18 protein-coding genes and 1 tRNA gene are annotated in these 22,126 nt (G+C 56.8%); 12 read left to right on the forward strand and 7 right to left on the reverse strand.

The window, feature by feature from the left end; genetic code table 11:
- Positions 1-6: 6 nt before the first annotated feature.
- Genes Poly21_RS09585 through Poly21_RS09595 form a run of 3 tightly spaced genes read left to right on the forward strand, consistent with a single transcriptional unit; the run spans position 7 to position 1,765 of the window.
- On the forward strand, positions 7-852 hold the full coding sequence (locus Poly21_RS09585; RefSeq protein WP_146406598.1) for a YciI family protein: 846 nt from the start codon (positions 7-9) through the stop codon (positions 850-852).
- Positions 853-905: 53 nt separating this feature from the next.
- On the forward strand, positions 906-1,415 hold the full coding sequence (locus tag Poly21_RS09590) for a YybH family protein (RefSeq protein WP_146406599.1): 510 nt from the start codon (positions 906-908) through the stop codon (positions 1,413-1,415).
- Entirely contained in the window at positions 1,412-1,765 is a 354-nt protein-coding gene (locus tag Poly21_RS09595; protein WP_146406600.1) for a YciI family protein, read from the forward strand. The genes Poly21_RS09590 and Poly21_RS09595 overlap by 4 nt, the downstream gene beginning before the upstream one ends.
- Positions 1,766-2,218: 453 nt before the next feature.
- Here the strand turns inward: Poly21_RS09595 and Poly21_RS09600 are convergent.
- A tRNA-Met gene (locus Poly21_RS09600) sits at positions 2,219-2,292 on the reverse strand.
- Positions 2,293-2,692: 400 nt separating this feature from the next.
- Between Poly21_RS09600 and Poly21_RS09605 the strand changes: the two genes are divergently transcribed.
- On the forward strand, positions 2,693-4,435 hold the full coding sequence (locus Poly21_RS09605) for a prenyltransferase/squalene oxidase repeat-containing protein (RefSeq protein ID WP_302118281.1): 1,743 nt from the start codon (positions 2,693-2,695) through the stop codon (positions 4,433-4,435).
- Positions 4,436-4,492: 57 nt separating this feature from the next.
- On the opposite strand, the gene Poly21_RS09610 is transcribed toward Poly21_RS09605, so the two are convergent.
- Both Poly21_RS09610 and Poly21_RS09615 read right to left on the reverse strand, forming a co-directional pair.
- Entirely contained in the window at positions 4,493-5,566 is a 1,074-nt protein-coding gene (locus Poly21_RS09610; RefSeq protein WP_302118283.1) for an alpha/beta hydrolase, read from the reverse strand.
- A 173-nt stretch (positions 5,567-5,739) separates the two neighbouring features.
- Positions 5,740-6,735 (reverse strand): SMP-30/gluconolactonase/LRE family protein, encoded by a 996-nt coding sequence (locus Poly21_RS09615; protein WP_146406601.1) that lies wholly within the window; start codon positions 6,733-6,735, stop codon positions 5,740-5,742.
- A gap of 336 nt (positions 6,736-7,071) precedes the next feature.
- Between Poly21_RS09615 and Poly21_RS09620 the strand changes: the two genes are divergently transcribed.
- The 5 genes from Poly21_RS09620 (at position 7,072) to Poly21_RS09640 (ending at position 15,327) form a co-directional block, all read left to right on the forward strand.
- A complete protein-coding gene (locus Poly21_RS09620; protein WP_146406602.1) occupies positions 7,072-8,445 on the forward strand; it encodes a sulfatase family protein in 1,374 nt (457 codons plus the stop codon).
- 214 nt (positions 8,446-8,659) lie between these two features.
- The gene (locus Poly21_RS09625; protein ID WP_302118286.1) at positions 8,660-11,089 is read left to right on the forward strand and encodes a glycoside hydrolase family 95 protein; all 2,430 of its coding nucleotides are present in this window, start codon (positions 8,660-8,662) and stop codon (positions 11,087-11,089) included.
- 41 nt (positions 11,090-11,130) lie between these two features.
- On the forward strand, positions 11,131-12,639 hold the full coding sequence (locus Poly21_RS09630; protein ID WP_302118289.1) for an alpha-L-fucosidase: 1,509 nt from the start codon (positions 11,131-11,133) through the stop codon (positions 12,637-12,639).
- A 268-nt stretch (positions 12,640-12,907) separates the two neighbouring features.
- Positions 12,908-13,819 carry a family 43 glycosylhydrolase gene (locus tag Poly21_RS09635; RefSeq protein WP_302118509.1) on the forward strand — a complete coding sequence of 304 codons (912 nt, stop codon included), beginning with the start codon at positions 12,908-12,910 and terminating at the stop codon, positions 13,817-13,819.
- A gap of 107 nt (positions 13,820-13,926) precedes the next feature.
- Entirely contained in the window at positions 13,927-15,327 is a 1,401-nt protein-coding gene (locus tag Poly21_RS09640; protein ID WP_146406605.1) for a sulfatase family protein, read from the forward strand.
- A gap of 518 nt (positions 15,328-15,845) precedes the next feature.
- On the opposite strand, the gene eboE is transcribed toward Poly21_RS09640, so the two are convergent.
- The gene (gene eboE, locus Poly21_RS09645) at positions 15,846-17,093 is read right to left on the reverse strand and encodes a metabolite traffic protein EboE (RefSeq protein ID WP_146406606.1); all 1,248 of its coding nucleotides are present in this window, start codon (positions 17,091-17,093) and stop codon (positions 15,846-15,848) included.
- Between the two features lie 210 nt (positions 17,094-17,303).
- Here eboE and Poly21_RS09650 point away from each other — a divergent pair, with 210 nt between their 5' ends.
- Positions 17,304-18,560, forward strand: a complete 1,257-nt coding sequence (locus Poly21_RS09650; RefSeq protein WP_146406607.1) for a competence/damage-inducible protein A — start codon at positions 17,304-17,306, stop codon at positions 18,558-18,560.
- Between the two features lie 178 nt (positions 18,561-18,738).
- Here Poly21_RS09650 and Poly21_RS09655 read toward each other — a convergent pair whose 3' ends face one another.
- Positions 18,739-19,512, reverse strand: coding sequence for an RluA family pseudouridine synthase (locus Poly21_RS09655; RefSeq protein ID WP_146406608.1), 774 nt, complete (start codon positions 19,510-19,512; stop codon positions 18,739-18,741).
- Between the two features lie 86 nt (positions 19,513-19,598).
- Between Poly21_RS09655 and Poly21_RS09660 the strand changes: the two genes are divergently transcribed.
- The gene (locus Poly21_RS09660) at positions 19,599-19,859 is read left to right on the forward strand and encodes a hypothetical protein (protein ID WP_146406609.1); all 261 of its coding nucleotides are present in this window, start codon (positions 19,599-19,601) and stop codon (positions 19,857-19,859) included.
- Between the two features lie 13 nt (positions 19,860-19,872).
- Here Poly21_RS09660 and Poly21_RS09665 read toward each other — a convergent pair whose 3' ends face one another.
- Both Poly21_RS09665 and Poly21_RS09670 read right to left on the reverse strand, forming a co-directional pair.
- Positions 19,873-20,295, reverse strand: a complete 423-nt coding sequence (locus Poly21_RS09665) for a cold shock domain-containing protein (RefSeq protein ID WP_146406610.1) — start codon at positions 20,293-20,295, stop codon at positions 19,873-19,875.
- Positions 20,296-20,371: 76 nt separating this feature from the next.
- Positions 20,372-21,115, reverse strand: coding sequence for a YqgE/AlgH family protein (locus tag Poly21_RS09670; protein WP_146406611.1), 744 nt, complete (start codon positions 21,113-21,115; stop codon positions 20,372-20,374).
- Positions 21,116-21,288: 173 nt separating this feature from the next.
- Here Poly21_RS09670 and pdxH point away from each other — a divergent pair, with 173 nt between their 5' ends.
- A complete protein-coding gene (pdxH, locus tag Poly21_RS09675) occupies positions 21,289-22,032 on the forward strand; it encodes a pyridoxamine 5'-phosphate oxidase (protein ID WP_146406612.1) in 744 nt (247 codons plus the stop codon).
- The last annotated feature ends 94 nt before the right edge of the window (positions 22,033-22,126 follow it).

Genomic DNA, 22,126 nt, shown 5'->3' on the forward strand with positions numbered 1-22,126 from the left:
CAAACAATGAGAGTCATGGTCATCGTGAAAGCATCGCCAAGTTCCGAAGCAGGCGAGATGCCCAGCACGGAACTGCTCGAAGCAATGGGCAAATACAATGAGGAACTCGTCAAAGCAGGCATCATGAAATCCGGCGACGGGCTAAAGCCGAGTTCGACAGGTTTGCGAGTACGATTCCGCGGCAACGAGCGAATCGTTACCGACGGACCGTTCGCGGAAACGTCTGAATTGATCGCTGGCTACTGGTTGTGGGAAGTCGCTTCGATGGACGAAGCTGTCGAGTGGGTAAGGCGATGCCCCAATCCGATGAATGAAGAGTCTGACATCGAGATTCGCCAGTTCTATGAAATGGACGATTTTTCAGAGAACGATCCTGAAGGGAAAGTCGCTGCGCACGAAGACGAACTGCGGACCTCCGTCGTCATGCAGGACAGCACGCTCGCCCCATATCTTTTTTTTGCAGGTCGCTGTGACGAAGCACTTGCGTTTTACAAACAAGCACTCGGAGCAAACGTCGCGTTTCTGATGCGTTTCAATGAAAGTCCCGATGGCGTTCCCGAGGGAATGCTTCAAAATGGTTTTGAAGACAAAGTCATGCACGCGACCGTCCATATCGGCAAACTGACTGTCATGTGTTCAGACGGGTGCGATGACAAGTCCAGTTTTGACGGATTTCGGCTGGCGTTATCGCTTCCGTCAGAGGATGGCTGTACTCGCGTTTTTGATTCGCTTGCTCAAGGTGGGAGTGTCGACATGCCGCTCACCAAAACGTTCTGGTCGCCGCTCTACGGCATGGTCACCGACAAGTTTGGCGTTGGCTGGATGGTGATGGTGCCTGGGGAACCTCACTAGCGAATAACTCTCAGCAATGAAGGCACAGTTCAATTGAAAATTGGGAACAGAATATGAGCGACTTATCCATAACCGATCCGCAGCAAGACGAAGCCGAAATTCGACGTCTGATGAAAGAATGGTCAGCGGCACTCGAAGCCAAAGACGTTGATGCGTTGACCAAAGACTATGACCCTAACGCGGTTTTGTTCGACGCGTGCCCGCCGTACAAGACCATCGGCGTTGCAGGAATCAAGCAGGTTTGGCAGAACTGTCTGCCGTATTTTCCTGAAACGTTCAAGTCGGAGCATCGTGACGTGCAGGTTCACGTCGACGGAAATACAGCTTTCGTCTATGGCGTGCATCACTTCGTGCCGACGCCCGCCGATCACCCCTGCGGAATGACGTGGATGCGCATCTCTGTTGGATACCGCCGAATCGCAGGGGAATGGAAAGTTGTCCATGAACATGTGTCGATCCCATTCAATCCGATGAACGGGCAAGCCTGGTACATCACTGACCCGGATGATCTCGAGATGCCGGACTACTCGGCAGAGGCCGGCACCGAAGGAACCGAGAAATGAAGTACATGCTGCTAATCTACGGATCGGAAGACTGCTGGACGGAAGACGAACGCAAGGAGTGCATGATCGAGTCGATGTCAATCTGCGATGAACTGGAGGCCCAAGGCAAATGGATCGCCTCTTCGCCGCTTCACTCAGTCCAAACAGCGACGAGCGTCCGAGTCCGAGACGGTCGAAGGCAAATCACAGACGGTCCGTTTGCGGAAACGACCGAGCAACTGGGTGGCTATTACATCATCGACGTCGAGAATCTCGACGAAGCTATCGCCATCGCCGCCAGACTTCCGCCAGCAAAAAAAGGCACGGTGGAGATTCGGCCAGTCTTCCCGCTGCCCGAGTTGCCACGATAAACAAGGACACGACATCGTCGTAGATCGGGGTTAGTACAGACAAAGCTGATTCAGAAGTGCACTGAAGTTCTGAACCAGTTTCGGATGTCGCGAAAACGAGTGGAGTTTTGGGGAAGCCAAGAAAATGGTTCTTGTCGCAGTTCTCCGTCTAGGAGTACGCAGGAATCGTTGACCACTTTCTTCCGATAGCACTCTGGGACTTCATAACCTTGAGGTCAAATAGTACAGAGACAAGAGAGACCTTTGGCCGAGATCGGCCCAGAGACCGTTTCGCCGGCGGTCGGATAGTACTTTTCCAGAGACACTCTGAGAGATCTCTGCGGATTGGTCGATGACGTAAGTCCTTACCAGACAAGCGGTAAAACACGAAAAAAGCCGGCGCCGGTCCATGGGACCAACGTCGGCTTGTTCGATAACCCGACGGTCGGAGTAAACCGAAGGGTCTAATTGAAGTTGCGGGAGCCGGATTCGAACCGACGACCTCGAGGTTATGAGCCTCGCGAGCTACCGGGCTGCTCCATCCCGCGGTATGATGTAGACACACCGGTGGTTCCTGGGTTCACTTGAGTCTCACCTTTTTAACGAAGAGTCTCGCTGTGTTCCGCAGGCGGTTTGTCTGGGCCAGAAGATGGCGGATGGAGCGATTGTTGTCAACGGCGGATGGAGGCTTGCGGCAAAAGTTTTTTGATTCGTCGCCGCGCCGCTCATTTTACTGGGGTAAACTTGACGGAGTGGTCTCGTCTGAGTTCTCCTGTTACGTTCGAACCGCTGTGAGACAGCGACTCACCTTTTTCTGATCCCTTGAACTCCTAAAGGCGTGCCCCCCGCTCATGGCGGGGTTGCTGGTTTTTTATGTCCATGCCCCATTCGGATCCTCCTTCGGCATCAAGTTCAGGCGATTTAACGCCGGTGCCATCGAATTCGGGCATGGTGGATCCTCCCCAGCCGCCACCGGTGCCACTACCGCCGCCGCAACAGGGACATCCGGCATCAGCCACACCGGCGCCGCGAACTGCTGGACCGCGTCAGCCACCTCCACCTCCACCTCCACATCCTCCACCTCCACGGGCGACGTTGCCGCCGGTTGCAGCTCCCACGGCGATGCCGGGAGGGACACAGAAGAAGCGTCCGGCCACGCCAGAGAGCTCTCGCCGGGCGGCGCAGTCGATCGACAATAGTCAGCGTTCGCGGTGGCGGGGAGAAGTGCCGAAGGAGCCGCCTGCCCGCACGGGGGAGAAGCATCTTGCGGGGCGGCCAGCGGAGCGTACCGACGAGGACAGCGAGGACGACGAATTGCTCACGCCGGTCCGCAAGTCGATTCCGGCTTGGTTGGTGAGCATGATCATTCACATCGCGTTGTTATTAGCCCTCGCCCTGTGGACGTTGCCGGTCAGTGACGGCATTCGCACGTTAGTGCTGGAGTTTGGAGAGGCTGCCGAGACCGAATCCGTGGATCTGAAGGAGTACTCGCTCGAGAGTTCCAATTCAGATGTGATTCAGGAAAACACGGAGCAGGAGACCGAGGAGCCTGTTGATCTCGACGTTGAATCGCTCATCGAAGCGATCGAGATCGCCGAGCCCACCGAGATGATACCGGTCGAACCCGGCGAGACATCGATGGAAATTGAGATCAAACCGATGTTTGGTGGGCGTCGGGGAGCCATGAAGGCGGCATTGTTGGCGATGGACGGAAGCCCGGCGACCGCCAATGCTGTCGAACTGGGCCTGAAATGGCTGGCCCGCCAACAGCGGAAAGATGGTTCATGGAGCCTCCGCGGACCGTATGACGATGGTTCGTACCAAGAAAACACGACCGCTGCGACCGCCATGGCGATGCTCGCGTTTCAGGGTGATGGCAACACGCATCGGGAAGGCCCGTACGCGCAAACTGTGGAGAGGGGCCTGAAGTATTTGTTGAACAAACAGTCGAAACGCGATGGTTTTTTTGCTGCCGGTGAGCCCGATCGCCAGCAATCCTACGCTCACGCGCAAGCCACGATCGCCCTGTGTGAGCTATACGGCATGACGCAGGATTCGTTGCTGCGTCAGGCCGCCGAAGCGGCGGTGCAGTTTTCCGTGCGCGCTCAGTCGCAGTCCGGTGGGTGGCGATACCAACCGCGCAGCGACTCGGATCTGTCAGTGACGGGATGGTACGTGATGGCTCTCGTCAGTGCTCAATCGGCAGGGATTCATGTCGAGCATTCGACCTTGGCGGCGATCCAGGCCTATCTCGACCGGGTCTCTGTCGAGGATGGCGCGGGCTATTGTTACCAAGAGGGACGGCCGGCGAGTCAGACGATGACGGCTGAAGGCTTGCTGTGCCGCCAATATTTAGGATGGTCACGCGAACGTGAGCCGATGGCGATCGGCCTTAACACGCTGGTTCAAGATTGGCCAATCAACCGCGATGCGATGAATGTCTATTACTGGTACTACGGCACGCAGGCGATGCATCACTTCGGCGGTTCCGGCTGGACGATTTGGAATAACAATATGAAACAGGTGTTGCCGGCGATGCAGGTCAAGCGTGGCAATGAGGCGGGAAGTTGGTCGCCGCAAGCGGATGAATATGGCAACGCGTCGGGACGACTCTACACGACTTGTTTCTGTATCTATTGCCTGGAAGTTTATTATCGCCACCTGCCGCTGTACAAAATGGGGGCGGAGTGAGAGCAGGGGAGTGAGAACAGCGGATAGGGGGAGCAGGAGGACGCTGGCCGGTTGGTGTCAGGAGGCGGTTGTTGCGAGAAGCCAGTCGACAGCCGCTTGGACTTCACCTCGATGTTGTTCTTCGATCGCCCCACTATGACCGAGCTCGGCGAGCATGACGACGCGGTGCGCTCCGCGGTAGGCTTCGTGGATGCCGCGTTGCAAGTGTGGAGGCACAAGCTCATCGTGTTCCGACATTAAAAACACCGCGGGCAAATTGCATTTCGCAGCGTTCGCGCGGGCATTGAGTGTCTCGGGCAAGTGGGCCACGAGGCGTTGCATCCACGATCGGGAGGCATAGCGGTCGGCCACCCCGAGGATCGTGTTGGCTAGGTCAGGCGGATTTCTTAGCCACAGCAGGCAGTTGTCCACGTCCAGGTTCGGTGGCTGCCACTGCGGCAACCGCGCCGCGAGCGAGAGTGCGGGCAGGCAACCGAGACTGTTTCCGCACAACCAGATCTGAGTTCGCGAACCACCACGCGCACCGACGACTTGGGAGGCGAATTCTTCTGCGGCAGGAACCAGCTTTGCGAGGCTGGCCCGCCCGCCGCTACGGCCGTATCCCGGTGGATTCCATGTCCAGACCTCGTAGTGCTGACCCGGTTCAACTGAATTTGCCGACCGTGGTGAGCAGCCACTCGTCGTGTCGTCCTTCTCCGACCGACCACTCGACGGGTCAGGCTGGCCGGGGAGGTCGTTAGTCAGTCGAGCCGCGATTAGGTTGGCGGGAAACGGTGACGATCGCTCAGCACGCCCTGCAGTACCGGGGAACTTGATGAGGAGTGTTGCGGGGTGCGGGACGCTCGACCAGTCCGTGAGCTCGGTGGCGTCCTTGGGAATCTTAGACGAGAGCGCCGCATCACCGGTCAAGTTAGTGGCCACAAACGTTTCCAGATTCGTCGTTTGCTTGGAGCCTGGCAGGTGAAGTGGCAGGTTACACCGTGTTTGTTCGCCGGGATCGATGATGTGCATGGATGGGCGCAGCACACAGCGGTCGAGAAAACGATTTCTCAGGGAGGAGAGTGGACGGATGATCGGTTTAACGTCAGGTTGGAGTGAAGGATGTGATTGAAGGGGCAGATGCTTCTGCATCGTATCTCATTTTAGGCTCGTCCGACGGAAGCGTGCAGCGGAGGTCCTCTCGACATAGGTCAAGTGTCCAATGATGGCTGGTATGTGAGCTCCACTGACAGTAGAGTCGCAGGACCGCGCCCTCTGCGACAATTAGCTAGATCCGTTTGAGCTCAGTTGGGCCGAGCCAGCGTTCATTGAATATGAATGCTGTAGAGTGTGTGACCCGCGGTGACAAAGAGTGTTTTTCCGTCGTCGCCCCCAAAAGTGCAATTTGTGACCACGTCTTGCGGAATCGGAATGAAGTTCAACAAGCCCTTGCCGCTCGGATCGATCACGTACACGCCAGCTTCGTAAATTCTCGGAACTTCGGTGGGCTGCGCGTCGAAGTTCAGGCCAGCGGTAACGTAAAGATTTCCCTGGGGACCGACGCACATGCCATCCGGCCCCCGATCGACGCCCAGTTCTGTTCTCCAGTCGAACAGTTCCTTTTGGCTCACAGGATCCACACTCCCATCGGCCTTCAAATCGAACCGCCACAATTTGCGGTTGCCACGCTTGCGATTGTCGTTGTCGGCAACAAACAGAAACTTCTCGTCGGCGGAGATCGCGATGCCGTTTGGACGATGCACCTCGGAGGCAAGAATTTGCGTCACCGCTCCATCGGGATCGATTCGATAGACGCCTTCGATCGGACTGCCATCGGCGGCAAAGATTTCCATCCCATCCTGTTGACCGTATCGAGGATCGGTAAAGTAAATCCGTCCTTGAGAATCCACGGTGACGTCATTGGGCGAGTTATATTTTTTGCCGTTGAAGTCGCTGGTGAGAATTGTGATGGTTCCATCAAGTTCAGTCCGCGTCACGCGCCGCGAGTCACGCCCGCCTTCGCAGGCGATAAGCCGTAACTGCTGGTCAAAAGCGAGACCATTGGCATCGCCCGAAGGCGTGCGATAGACGCTCAAACTGCCGCTCGCATCACGGCGCATGATTCGATGGTTGGTCGTATCGGTGAAGTACACGCTATTGGTGGGCTGGTGCCAGGCCGGCCCCTCGGTGAAGGCGACATTCGCTTCGATCTTGAGACCGCTGCGGTCACCATCGGCAATAATTTGCAATTCTCGCTCTGATTGAGCATGCGCGGAACTCGAGATTGCCAGGGCGACAGCAAGGGCGACGGTAACTTTCATTCAAGGGGCCTTCAGAGTACGAGCGATCACGGCCCGGAATAGGCGTCGTGCAGAGTTTGAGGACGAGGACCGAACGATGGCGGTCGCGTTGGTAAGAGTGACCAGGGTAAGCGGTGTGAATCCAGCGATCAATATTTCTGGTGCTCTTCGTGTCGTAATTCATCAATCCCATGTCGCAAATGCAGGTTGAACGAGGCGACCGTTCCGATGACAATCATCCCCCAAGGCGTGAGACGCCGCGATGGCTGATGCATTCGGGGTAGGTTCACCATTTCGCAGTCACAGGCTGCGACGCATTCTCTTGGCACTCGAAACATTGGTTGGACGCCCACCTCGATGAATCATAACTGTTTACGCGTTCTCGTTGGTTTGGCCGCTGCACTCCACTTCGGTGCGATCCCCAGCACCCGGGGAGCGGAGCGTCCCAACATTGTCGTCTTCGTCGCCGACGATATGGGCTGGGGTGACTCAGCGACCTACGGCAATGAACTGATTCAAACGCCAAACATGGACAAACTCGCGGCGGAGGGTGTGAAGTTCACGCAATGCTACTCGGCGTGCGGTGTGTGTTCCCCGTCACGTTCAGCAATTCTCACAGGCAGGACCCCTTATCGTAATGGAGTCTGGCGGCATTTATCGGGAAACCATGAAGCTCACCTGCGCGTGAGCGAGGTTACTTTCCCCGAGTTATTAAAAGAGGTTGGATACGAAACCTGCCACGTCGGCAAGTGGCACCTGCTGTCGAGACAGCAGTTTAACAATCCAGAGTTTCCAAACCCCAGTGACCATGGCTACGACTACTGGATGTACACCCAGAACAACGCGATCCCAAGCCACAAGAATCCGAATAACTTTGTTCGCAACGGAGTGCCTATCGGCGAGCTCGAAGGCTACTCTGCTCAGCTGGTCGCCGGTGAAGCGAAGCATTGGTTAAAAGACATTCACGATCCGCAAAAGCCTTTCGCGATGACGGTTTGGGTGCATGAACCTCACTCGCCCATTGCTACGGACCCGCGTTTTGAGTCGCTGTACGAGGGGCATCCCAATCGCAAGTACATGGGCAATATCACACAACTGGACGATGCATTGGGGATGGTGATGGATGCGTTGGACGCACAGGGCGTTAGTGAAAACACGCTGCTTTTTTTCACATCAGACAATGGGCCTGTGCCAGCGTATGGAGGCGTGACAGGCGGCTTGCGGGGAAACAAGCGTAGCGATCATGAGGGCGGTATTCGCGTGCCTGGCTTGGCACGCTGGCCGGGACATATCGAGCCTGGCACGACCAGCGACGTGCCCGTGGTTGGCACCGACATCTTCGCCACTGTTTTGGACATCGTCGGCATCCCGCTGCCCACTGATCGCACGATCGACGGCGTCAGTATGCTGCCTGCGTTTGCAAACGAACCCGTGGAACGGAAGGTCCCGCTATTTTGGCGAACCCATGTATCCTCGCCGGAAGATCGCGTTGCCATGCGGATCGGTGACTGGAAAATTGTCGGTGATGAAACGCTGACGAAGTTTGAACTGTTTGACATCGAGAAGGACTGGCAAGAAAAGAACGATCTCGCTGCCAAGATGCCTGAGAAAATGGATGAGATGAAGAGCGTTCTTTTCAAGGTGTGGGCAGACATCGAAGAGGAAGGCCCCAACGAGTGGTGGGAGAACGAGCGTCAGAAACCTGCCCGAGGCGGGAAGCTGAACTATTAGGGAGTCGCCTCAACGCGATTCGTTCTCTCCATTCGACATCATGCCGTGACAGGTGATGACGAGTTGAATCGTGGGCGGATGGATATCCGGCCTGACCGCAGTCCCGCCCCATATTGCTGATCGGGTAACTGCCACTCCATACCGGCCATAAGACCCAACTCAAAACTCTGGAGATATAAACGGAATGATGAGAAGTTCTGATAGGCAGTACCAAATGCACCGAACACTTTTTACCCTCTTGATGTTTGGCTTGATTGCTACGGGGTCATCTTTTGCGGCCGGGCATGAGGCGGACGAAAGCAATAACTCGGAGGCAGATCAAGCGTTCACCGATGAGGCGGCTGCTCCGGCGCAACCGCTGAAACTCTGGTACGAGCAACCGGCAACTCGATGGACGGAGGCATTGCCGATCGGCAACGGACGTCTTGGTGCCATGGTGTTTGGTGGCATTGAGTTGGAGCGTCTTCAACTCAATGAAGATACGCTCTGGACGGGAGGTCCTCACAACTACGACAATCCCGAGGCTTTCGGGCACCTCGCCACGGTTCGCACCCTGCTCGAGCAGGAGGAGTATGGAAAAGCCGAAGCAGCCGCGCAGGAGATGTTGGGACGTCCGAAATATCAAGCGGCCTACCAGCCACTGGGCAACCTCTTTGTAAAGTTCCCCCACGGTGATTCATCACGCGATTATCGGCGAGAATTGGATCTTGCCAACGCAGTCAGCACCGTCAGCTATCGAGTCGGTGAGGCCCGTTTCACACGAACGGTTTTCGCGTCGCATCCTGACGAAGCCATCGTCATGCATCTCGAATGTGACAAGCCGGGGCAAATCACGTTCGATCTGTCCATCGAGAGCCCCCATTGCTTTGAAACTCGAACACGGGCGGGCGACACCCTGGTGATGACTGGCCAAGTCGCGCCGCGTGGGGAAAGCAAGCTAAGCGGGGCAAGAAGCCTGATTGGCCCGTGGGATGGCCCTGGATTGAAATTCGCCGCCCAAGTCAACGTGAAAGCCGAGGGCGGAACCGTGATACCACGTGACGGAATGATGTCGGTCCACAATGCGGATGCGGTCACGATCTGTTACTCAGCGGCAACCAGCTTCGTCAATCACCAGGACACCAGCGGCGATCCGCTGGCAGCGGTGGGAAAATATCTTTCGGATGTGGAGGGGAAGTCCTACGACCAACTGTATCAGCGACACGTTGACGATTACTCACCGTTGTTCAGTCGCGTTGCGATTGATCTCGATGCGGGGGCGGCCGCGTCACTGCGGACGGATGAACTGAAACGTGAGACGGCCGACGAAGCTGCCCAACGTCATTTAACCGAACTGGTATTCCAGTATGGCCGCTATCTGATGATTGCTGGTTCGCGTCCAGGCACCCAGCCACTGAATTTGCAAGGAATCTGGAACAACGAATTCGACCCGCCGTGGGGGAGCAAGTACACGATCAACATCAATACCGAAATGAACTATTGGGTCGCCGAAGTCGGCAACTTGAGCGAATGCCACGAGCCGCTGCTGCGTATGATTGGTGAACTGCAAACGCCAGGCAAGGCGACTGCGGAAACTCATTACCGTGCTAGTGGTTGGATGGTGCATCACAATACGGATTTGTGGCGTGGCACGGCTCCAGTAGATGGTGCGCAGTGGGGGATGTGGCCGATGGGCGGTGCTTGGCTCTGCCAACATCTTTGGGAGCACTACCTTTATACCGGCGACAACCAACATCTGCAGAACTCTTACCCGATTCTCAAAGGTGCTGCCGAATTTTTCCTGGATGCCCTGGTTGAGAACGAGGAAGGATACCTGATTACGTCGCCATCGCTTTCGCCCGAACATAGCCATGGAGGCGGTACGAGAGACGGGCTGAGTGTTGGCCGGGCTGGAGTCTCGCTGTGCGCAGGGCCCACCGTCGATCTTCAAATTCTTCGCGACCTATTCGCCAACTGCATCGCCGCCGCAGAGATTCTGGATATCGATTCTGAGTTGCGATCGCGGCTGATCGAAACACGATCGAGACTGGCGCCCATGAAAATTGGTCGCCATGGTCAGCTTCAAGAATGGTCGGTCGATTGGGACAACCCCCAGGATCAACACAGTCACGTGTCGCACATGTATGGACTGTTTCCCAGCAGTCAAATCAACCCGCGCGACACACCGGCGTTATTCGAGGCGGCGCGGACCTCTATGATTCATCGCGGATTCTCGGGTGGTTGGTCTGGTGCTTGGCGTATCGCGTTGTGGGCGCGGTTGGGTGATGGAGAGCGGGCACTGACGGCATTGACTGAGCATGTGATGCCGCGGTTAGGAGCAAACTTATTTAACGGCGGGGAAAAGTTTCAAATCGACGCCAACTTTGGCGCGACCGCTGGCATCGCTGAGATGCTTTTGCAGAGCCACAATGATGAACTCCACCTGTTGCCAGCCTTGCCCGAGGCGTGGCCTCGCGGTTCGGTGAGCGGACTGCGGGCCCGCGGTGGATTTGAAGTCGATATCACGTGGCGGGAGGGCAAGCTAACCAACGCCACGATTCTCTCGCTCAACGGAAATCCGATCGTCGTTCGGTTTGGCGACGAAATCCGAAAGATGGATACTCAGAGAGGCCAAGTGATAAGAATTGAGCCATTCGAAGACTGATGAACACACCAAGAGCCAACCCCAATCCGAACGCAAATTCAATGAATCATATCAATCGAATTTTAGCCAGTTTGTTCGCCATCGGTATCCTCAGTGGAGCGTCGGTGGCTGAGGAGATCGCGCCAACGTGGCAGTCGATGGCGGAACATTACAATGTTCCCCAATGGTTCCAGGACGGCAAAATCGGCGTCTGGTTTCATTGGGGGATTTCGTCGGCTGCGGATGAGAATCGGCCCAATGATGGATCGCATTACGGGCGTCGCATGTACTCCGTTGTCCCAGATGATTACACGGGCACGATGGGCATGTCCGAGACATTGACCAAGTGGCACACCGAACGCTACGGGCATCCATCGGAGTTTGGCTATGAGGATTTGATCCCGATGTTCAAGGCTGAAAATTGGGATCCAGATGCCCTCGTTCAATTTGTAAAAGAGAACGGGGCGCGTTTTATCATGCCGGTGGCCTGCCACCACGACAATTTCGACATGTATGATTCCTTCCATCCCTGGAATTCAGTCAAGATGGGCCCGAAGCGGGATACACTGCAGCAATGGAAGGAAGCGGCGCGCAAACATGGGCTGAAGTTCGGTGTTTCGACGCACCTCTACTGGTCCCCACGCTTCTTTGCAAATGCACGCAAATACCAGAAACCGGGGACTCCCGAGTGGACATTGTTTAATATGGATTTCGACCCTCAGGGTTACGCCAGTCAGGATAGCTGGAACGAGCATTGGTATGCGCGCTGTTGGGAGATCATTGAGAAGTATGATCCGGACATGTTCAACAACGATGCTCCGTTCCCGAACGAGCAGGAGTCGGGCGGCAAGAGTCTTGGCGTGAAGTTGTTCTCATCGTTCATTAATCGCGATCTCGAGGAGGACGATGGCTCGCAAACGGTTGTTTTCTCGTGCAAGGATGCGAGTGTCGACCGGGCAGCGTTCACCTACAATCTCGAGCGGGGGGCCGCGGGGGATATCAAACCGGAGCCATGGATTTGGGCCACCGATCTTTCGGGTGGGTGGTTCTATCGCAAGACTGCCGTGAATCGAATGAGCATTCCGGTCATGGTCGGCAACGCAGTCGACGCCATCAGCAAAAACGGCGTGGTCATGCTCAATGTCGCGCTCAAGGGAGACGGCACAATTCCCGAAAACCAAGCAGCCTACCTCACGGCGTTCGGTGATTTTCTCAAGACGTGTGGCGAGGGCATCTACGGATCGCGTCCGTGGAAGACCTTCGGCGAAGGACCCCTGGTGGTGAGAGATGGCCGGCAGGGCGAAAACCGCAAGGAATTCTCACAAAAAGATATCCGCTTCACTACCAAGGACGGTGTCTTGTACGCATTTGTCTTGGCACCACCGACCGAGGACATTGTGATCAAGACACTCGCCAGCGGTGGAGTGCTCGAAAACGAGATCGCTGGGATCGGCATGATGGGCAGCGATGAGGAAATTCACTGGACGCAATCCACAACTGGTCTCACGATCACTCTGCCGACTGATCTGCCTGACACGTTGGTGGTTGGCTTTGAGATTCAGTTAAAGTGATCTGCGTAGGATCTTTCGTTAACACTGCCACGTCCAAAACTTAAAGCCTATCCGAAAAGGGGTCTGACCCTTTGGAGGCGAGTCATTTTATACCGCTCTTACCGGCCTCTACGGAGAGGGTCAGCCCCCTTTTCGGATAGGCTCTTACCCATTGAACATTACGATGCAAGCCACTCTCGCCGCTGTGAATTTAGTAAAAAGCTTTCGTGTCCGTCGAAACCTGCTGAAAACCACAGCGCTCCTATGTGCGTTCATCCCGATCTCGGCGATGGTCCACGCACAGGATCGCGGGTCGGTGAATGTGACCCACGCGTCGCTGCAGGGCATTGGTGCTGAGAAAGGCGTCATGCGGCGAGACCCAAGCGACATCATCAAGGTGGGTGAATTGTTTTACGTGTGGTATTCCAAAGGAGAGATTTCTCCTGGGTACGATGCAACGGTGTGGTACGCGACGTCAGCCGACGGTCGAATGTGGACCGAGAAGGGACAGGCACTGGCGAAAGGATCAAAGGGTGATTGGGACGGCGCGAGCGTCTTCACCCCCAACATCCTAGTTGCCGAAGGACGCTACTGGCTGTTCTACACGGGGACTTCCAAGCCATTCAAACAGCCGTTTAGCCCGGACTCCAAAATCGGCATCGCAGTGTCGGATTCACCCGATGGCCCTTGGCAACGATTGCCAACCAATCCAGTTTTAAAGAACAGTGACAATTTGAGTGACTTTGACAGTCATCTGGTTGACGATGCATGTCTGATCACTCGCGATGGAGCCTATTGGTTGTACTACAAGGGGCGGCAAATGGGGAAAGGTCCCGGTCAGACACAGATGGGGTTGGCCGTCGCAGAGCAGCCGCAGGGACCGTATGTGCGGCATGCGTCGAACCCCGTGATTCCGGGCAATCACGAAGTATTGGTCTGGCCCCAGGGTACAGGAGTGGCCGCCATGATTGGAACAACGGGTCCGAAGACGATCACGAACACCATCCAGTATGCAGAAGATGGAACCCATTTCGCAAAGACTCATGATGTGACCAATGGTCCCTGGGCGGGCGGCGCGTATCGTCCTGAAGCGTTCACGCAGAGCGGCGAGGGCAAGCTTCCTCAGTGGGGTGTCGAAATTGGGAAGGCTAAAGGACATCTGCCATTCATCAGTCGGTTCGATGTCAAAGAAGTCGAATGACGGGATCGCAAGAGGTGGGCAGTGAAGTGTCCGCAATATGAATTATTTAACTGAACAGCTTGCCCCAGGCAGCACATCACGAACGCGACAATGAAAGTATCATATTTATGAAAACCATCATCTTGCTGTCCTCTGTTTGCCTCTTCGCGTTCAGCGCTGTGGCACAGATCGGGGTTGCCGCCGAGCGGCCAAATATTGTGATCTTCCTGGCGGATGATCTGGGATACTGCGATCTGTCCGGTTTTGGCAGCCCGGCTGTGCAAACGCCCAACCTGGATCGACTTTCCGACGAGGGATTGCGATTCTCAAACTTTTACGCGGGGTCAGCCGTCTGCTCACCCACGCGGGCGTCGGTACTAACGGGCCGCTACCCTTTAAGGTTTGGAATCACGAAGCATTTCAATGACAGGGACGGTTGGCTGCCCGAATCGGCCACGACAATTGCTGAGCTATTGAAAGGAGCCGGGTACAACACAGCCCACGTGGGCAAGTGGCATTTAGGTGGATTGCACGTTGACGACGACGGCGTCCGGCGCACGGATCAACCTGGGCCGCGTCAGCACGGATTCGATACCTACCAAACGCAAATCGAGCAGCAGCCCCTGCGTGGTCGCATGGGTCGCGAGCGAACGCTGTTTCGCCAAGGCGGTACGGTGCTGATGCGAGATGATCAGAAGATCAGCCCAGACGCCCCCTATTACTCGAAACACCTAACCGACGCTAACGGTGACTTTGCGCTGGAGTTGATCGACAAGCTGTCCGCCGATGGGCAGCCATTTTTCTTGAACTTGTGGTGGCTGGTGCCTCACAAACCCTACGAACCGGCACCGGAACCTCATTGGAGCGCAACCCAGGCAGACGGCATCACCGATGATCAACACCGTTTTCGTTCGATGATCGCGCACATGGACAGCAAAGTAGGTGAGATTCTCACCAAGCTCGATGAACTCGGTATCGCTGACAATACCTTGGTGTTGTTCACCAGCGATAATGGAGCCGCCTTTGAGGGAAACATTGGCGAGTTAAAGGGTGGAAAAACGGATCTTCACGACGGTGGCATTCGAGTACCCATGTTCGTTCGCTGGCCGGCGGCGATTTCGCCAGGCAAGTCCGACGCGTTCGGGCATTCGAACGATTTGCTGCCGACAATCTGCGACGCGGCGGGCATCAAATTGCCAGCTGATTTACCGATCGATGGGCTCAGTCTGTTGCCACACATGAAGGGCGGCCCTCCCCCAAGCGATGAGATACGCGGTGACGTATTTTGGCAACTCGATCTCTACAAAGGCCTGCAACGTCACTACCCGAAGCCGAAACCGTACGCGACCGAGGTCGTCAAACGAGGGAAGTGGAAGCTGTTAGCCAAGAGCGGTCAGGCGGTCGAACTATTCGACATCGAATCCGATCCAAACGAGTTGAACAATGTCATGAAGGAGCACCCCGAGTTAGTTGCGTCGATGTCCGCTCAGCTAAGAAAATGGCTTCGGGAAGATCGCGTCACGCAGTAATCCGAACGTCTCCGGAAGCAGAGTTCATCGTTCACCCCACGCAAGCAAACCTTGTGGTGATGTGAGTTTTTGGTCCATCCGGGTTCTATCGGGCATCACTCAAGTATCCGCTAAGTTTCATTCATAAGCGTCTTTGGTGAAGCAAGATCCGCCGGGGACCGTGGGCACCGATGGCGTACTGGTTATGCAGAGGCTCGCGGGCGACACCACCAGCTCGACCGCTTGCGCGTCTCGGCTCATCAAGTCCATGCGATACGAGCTTGACGCCGTTTTCCCCGGCCCTGCGAGTCGTTCCCCGGCCTGCGAGTCGACTGTCACCGCAACTCCCACACAAATTATCGTTAGGCACCTGAGTTTAGGCCTAGAAAACCACCGTCGAACGCGTCCGTCAAACGAGCCACAGGCAGCCTGAGCAAAGCAACTTTCAGCAGATGGCGCGCGCCATCCGGTATCAGATGCACCGGGAGGCTTGCGCCGCGCTGCGAATACACAGATGCAGGGAGCTGGTCCCGAGCCCGTTACAGCAACTCGTTCAGCCAATCGAGTTCGTGAGCGATGTCAACGGCGAGGTCACCCGAACGCATGTCTTCGGGTAAGACCGACCAAGCGTACGTTTCGACTTCGAGGTGCCCCGTGAATTCGAGGGGACGTTTGTTCCGAGACGATCCCTTTACCGGCGATGCGGAAAGCTGCTCGACGGCGTCGAGGGTCTCGGCGATTTGATCTTGGGTCGTTCGCAGGTGACCAAACTTTTGCATAAAAATCGGCACATGAAAATGGATGACCCAGCGTTGATCGGTGACTGGGGTGTGCGTCATCTGATCGAGCAGCTCGGGTAGGTCTTCAGCCAATTCGAAGCTACCGTCGGCGAGCAGCCGGCCGGTCTGGTGCAGATAGCGATCTTCGGCAAAGGATCGCAACTGTTGAAGCGTCGCCTCGTGGTCGGCAGCATCGATCGACTGCCAGTCGGCGACCACAGCGCTACTGATTTGAATCTTACCGAGCACGATACCCGCATCGGCGTAACGCTGCAGCGTCTTGCGTTGGTCTTCCATCATCACGGCGGAGTGACAGACGTCATGACAGACACCGATGTATCGCCGATGGGTGGGATCAGGGAGTTGGGTTTCGAACCACTCGACGAGTTGGTCGGCGCGTTCGAGGAGGCATCCAGGTTCCGGTTCGATAGCGACGATGATTCGCTTGCCCGTTCGATTTTCCAGCATGCGAAGATCTTCGGCCAAGCGTCGGAAGTTAGTGCCGGCATGATGCACCTCTTCTTCGCTAGCATCGCGTAGACGCAATTCGCGGTCATTCGATTCGTGTTCGTCAACCTGCTTGGGCCAGCCGATCGGCAGGGTACTGATCGTGCCCGTGGTCGTCTTCTCAGGTAGCAACTCGGCGAGCACCTTGGCGAGATCGCGGGTGTAGGCGACACGCTCATCGGTCCACCACGTTGGTTGATACACGTCGTGTTTGACGCGTTCTTTATGGAAGTCTTCGAAGGGGAAGCCATTGATCGTATAAGCGAGCAGCTTATTTTGCGCGATCGCCTTGACCAGTGGTGGCATGCCATGTCGACGCAGAGTGGTGCAGGCGGCGCGGGGAAGCCACAGTCCGACGCCGAGTCGGCCATCAGCCTGGCGAATGCGTCCAACTTCAGCGGAGATGTTTTTGAGGGTGTCGCAGATCTGCGGCACCTCGGTGCCGGCGTGAATATTGGTGCAATAACCCAGAGTCCAGTGGGAGCGTGGATCGGATGGCATGGAGAATATACTACCTTCGTCGGAATGGTTGCCGTAGCGAATGGTGCAGAGTGTTCCGCTATGAGGATGTAGAGCGTAAACTGCCGAGCCCAGCTTGTCGCCCCGGCAACTGTTTTTCCAGTATCGCTGCTGGCTCAGCGACAGCAGCGGTGCCCGATGCTGGGCGGCACTCGGCTCCGTATTTACCTCCAGCTACGACACGTTTCCAACATGGCACACCTCACTGCGGAAATCATTTCAATTGGCGATGAAATGATCAGCGGCGCTCGGCTCGATACCAATACCGCATGGCTCAGTCGGCGGTTGGCGGAGCTGGGAGTGGAGGTGCATTTCCACAGCACAGTAGGCGACACGCTTGCGCACAATGTCGACGTGTTCCGGATTGCCGTGCAGCGTGCGGACCTTGTGATTGCGACCGGCGGACTCGGTCCAACTCAGGACGACCTCACGCGAGAGGCGATCGCCGAATCGATCGGGGTCCCCCTGCAGTTTGATCCTGATTCGCTGGCGCATATCGAAGCCCTGTTTAGCAGACGCGGTCGTGAAATGCCCGAGCGGAATCGCAGTCAAGCGATGTTTCCAGTGGGTGCCACGCCGATTTTCAACCCCCAGGGCACCGCACCCGGCGTCGATATCGTGGCCTCACGTGCAGATGGCACCACGTCACGAATTTTTGCACTACCGGGTGTGCCAGCGGAAATGAAAACGATGTTTGATGAGACCGTGGGACCTGCCATCTTGTCAGGTGGTCAGGGTGGACAGTTCATCCGCCACAGCGTGATGAAGTTCTTTGGTGTCGGCGAGAGTGAAATGGAGGCTCGCTTAGGCGACATGATTTCGCGGACGCGGCAACCGCGTGTCGGCATCACTGTCAGTGCGGCGACGATCTCGCTGCGTATCAGCGCGACGGCCGATCATGTGGCGAAGTGCGAATCCATGATTGCGGCAACGCGCGAGGACATCATGGAGCGGGTGGGGGAACTGTATTTCGGTGACGGCGAGACTTTCGAACAGCAGCATGCCGTGGATGCGATCTTGCGCCGCCGAAAGGAGCGACTCTGCGTGGTCGAACTCGGTCATGCAGCACCGTTGGGGAACTGGTTTGCGGCGATCGGTGATTCTCCGGTGCTGGCAGGCGGATTGTCGTTGGTAGGACTGGATGAGCTGCGCCGGTTTGCAGGGAGCGAACATGCCGATGCGACGTTACAGGAGTGCATTGAGACGGTTCGGCAGCGTTTCTCGGCGGAATGGTTATTGTTAGTCGACGCGTACCCGGACCTCCACCAACTCGAGCAAAACGCGATACCCGAATCGTCTATTACCTTTTCGGTCAGCCATCCCGATGGCCGCTGGACGTCGAAGACGGAATCGATCGGCGGGCACCCCAGCATCGTGCACCCGCGAATCGCCAAGGCGGGGCTGCGGTACCTGCGTCAGTGTTTCGCGAACCCGACCGGCGAGCAATAGCAGCGAGTGGGCATCCAATAGCAGCGAGAGGGCACCGCCTTCCTGACGCGGCGAGCTTCATTGTTGACGAACATTGCCAGAGAGAGGCGGGTGCGGATCGCGTGACGAGCCCGCAAGTCCGAGCACGGCTACGAATCTCAAGGGCTCTGCAAGCACGCGATTCTCAAACGCTTGGTACTCACCAGGAGAGATTGTCCCACTGCCTCTCGAGTTCGCGTGAACGCACGCGGTTCCACGCGACCGGAGGGGGACAGACGAAGGTCATCGGCTCGCGGCGGGTGGGATGTTCAATCGTCAGTTGCATGCTGTGCAGAGCAATCCCGGTCGGCCACTCGGTTTGGCTACCGTACTTGCGGTCGCCGAGGATGGGCCACCCGCGAGCGGCCAGCTGCACCCGGATTTGATGTTTGCGTCCTGTCAGCGGAGCGACCGCCAGAACGCTGCTGTGGTCACTGGTGGTAAGCGTTTGAAACAACAGAGACGCGGGCTTGGCATCGTCCCTCGACGCCTGAGCCGCTCGCATGCGATGGGCGGCATCGTCCTTGTAGAGATGATCGTCGAGCCGACCGTTCGCTGCCAGAGGCGCTGCACGGTGCGGTTCGGCTCGCACCACGGCCAGGTACGTTTTACGGATCGACGGTGGCGTCAAGCGGTCGCGTGAGGCTGGTTTGGACGTTGCCGCATTGAGGCGTTGGGCATGGTCAGCGAACTGGGTATTCAGACGCGCCGCCGCTTTGCTGGTGCGGGCGAGCACGATCACCCCTGACACAAGCGAATCCAAGCGGCTGACGATGCCGACGTACACGCCGTGCGGCTTGTCGTACTTCTGCTTGAGGTATGCCGCCGCGAGACTATGGAGTGTTGTGCGGTCGCCATCGCCCATCGTGGCCAGTCCGGCGGGTTTGTTGACGACGAGCAGATGATTGTCTTCGTAGAGTACGTTGAGTTTCATTTTTTCCCTACGTGACCTGTGATTTGAACTAGAATAGTTTGCTGTCCCCGACTTCTGCCTCGCCCCACTCTTCAGTTTCGCCCCCCATGATCCTTTTCATCTGCTGGGTTGTCTTTGTACTCGTCCTGATCATCGCGTTCACGGTGGCAGCTGTCTTAGAGAGCCGCGGACGGGAATCGTCTGCGGTCGCCGAGGAACCTACCGACAGTAGTTACGAGGACAGCGAAGCAACGGAAGAGGGCGAAGTGGTCGAAGAATTCGAGGCAGTTGAGGAATTCTCCGAGTTTCCTGCCGAAGGTGGCGAGCCCGCAGACGACTTCGCAGCGTTTGACGAAGAGTTCAAATAAGGAGACCGGTCACTCAGGACTCGGATTCATCCCCGCGCCAGGTGGGACGTTTGCGGCGTGCACGGGGATGGTGGAATACAATCTCATAGGGCGAGTCGCTCGCCTTGAGTTTCCGACCGGCGGGCCGATGGGTAGGCCGCACGACCTTGGCACGCAGTTTCTTCGTCTCTTCGTAGTGATCGTCGTCGAGTTCGAACTCAACGTACATTTCATTTTGAGCGACGATGCGCGGGTCAGACTCCCACGCCATCTTGTGGAAAAAGACATCTTCGCGGAAGTCTTCGGCGCGAATGAAACCGAATTCACCATCATCGCGAATGTACTTAATCTCACCCAGCCGTTTTTTCTGAATCCGAAACGGCTTTTTTTTGACTTCATCGTCGCCGTCACGGGAGCGACCTTGCGAGGAAAAGCCAGAGAGCGGGCGATCAGACACAGGTGAATTTACTGAAATGATGGGAACGGAGGATGGCGGTGCCGAGCGAGTCGACACCGCACTGTCACCCTAAATCTTAGTTGAGGAGATGGGAGTCGGCAACGTGCGATGCCCCCACCCACCTTGATAGGCTGCCCGCGGTGGCAGAGCGAATCAATTGAGGCCACAACCACTCGTCAGCGGTCGACAAGATCTCGTTGGTCGCACGCACGCGGTGCCACACCCCTCCTTCGATCTCGTGGGTCAGCTGTTGCTGAGTCCATCCGAGGTGGCCGACGATCAATCGGTAGGGAACGGGTTGTTCCGCCTGCATCAAAGCCTCGAGATGATCCCGTTGAGCGGCAACGAACACGCCTTCACCCGCTTCGGCTTCGGCGAGATGGGGCGCCCCGTGCACCGCGACCACAGGACCGGAGAGCGGGCCACCAAAATACAGCGACTTCCCTAGTAAGAATTTACCTGCATCGGGATCGTCCGCTGGCCCTACAAATGCAACCGTGTGCTGCATCGCACCGGGAGGATCAGTCAGTTCGTCGCCCGAACTGACGTGTTCGTTGACATTCGTAACCTCACTCGTGTCTGCGTTTTCATCGCTGAATAGGGATTCCAACCGAGATGAGCTCGGTTTCGGAGCCATCGTCGGATCCGCACCGGCAATATTTGGGGGGGATGCCTGGAATAGTTGCATGGGTCGATTGAGCATAACCCCAACCGCCGTCTCCTCGTCTTCGTAAACGAGCAAACACACGCCGCGATTGAGAATGGTGCCATCGACTTCCGTCGTCGCCACCAGTAAATCACCCACTTGAGAATTACGCACGTTAAAACCTCGCTCTGTTAAGAAAAATGCCTCTTAAGTCACCTTGGCAGCCGCTTAAGAAGCGATTCCCATAAGAGGCAAGTGGCGCGCCAAAGTGCTCATTTTTCACGAAATCCTCTGCAGGTATTCCATCCTGGGGGGCGTCCCTCACACTGTCTCCGCCGGCGAAACACATGACTTCCCCCTCCCACGACGAATCTTCTGCCGCTCGAATTGATCAGATGCGGCGCGATTACACACTCGGTGGCCTCCGCAAACAGGACGTCAGCACGGACCCCATGGTTCAATTTGAGCTGTGGTTTCGCCAAGCGACGGGACGAAATACCGTCGACTCAGGTGCCACGGGCGAGTCGCGGTCGCCGACGGCAGGCCTGCCGGAATGGGTGGAGCCCAATGCGATGACCCTGTCCACGGCGAGCCCCGCTGGCGAGGTAACCAATCGCACGGTCCTGCTCAAAGGCATCACGGACCGTCATTTCGTTTTCTACACCAGTTACGAATCCACCAAGGGCCGCCAGATCGCAGCAAACCCGCTCGTGAGCTTGTGTTTTTTCTGGCCGCACCTGCAACGCCAAGTGCTGGTCAGTGGGCGAGCGGAGCAAACCGACCGGGAATCATCGGCCGCCTATTTTCATTCGCGTCCGCGCGATAGCCAACTCGGAGCGCACGCCAGCTCGCAGTCATCGACGATCGAGTCTCGCGAAGTGCTCGAGCAGCGGATGGAGGAACTTGCGGCGCGGTACCCCGTGGGCACCACCGTGCCGCTGCCTGAGCGATGGGGGGGATATGCTGTCGAGCCGAGCAAAATCGAGTTTTGGCAGGGTCGCACCAATCGGCTCCATGACCGGATCGTATACACACGCCCGTTCGATTCGCCGTCCGAAACACCATGGGAAATCTCACGGCTGTCGCCTTAGGATCGAGCGATGACGTTCGCGAGCCGGTCGGCGATTGACTACCCGACCGGCTCCTCCCAACGAAACTGGCGCCCCATCCGAACAGGCGTCCCAT

The sequence above is a fragment of the Allorhodopirellula heiligendammensis genome (genome assembly GCF_007860105.1).
Classification (GTDB): domain Bacteria; phylum Planctomycetota; class Planctomycetia; order Pirellulales; family Pirellulaceae; genus Rhodopirellula; species Rhodopirellula heiligendammensis.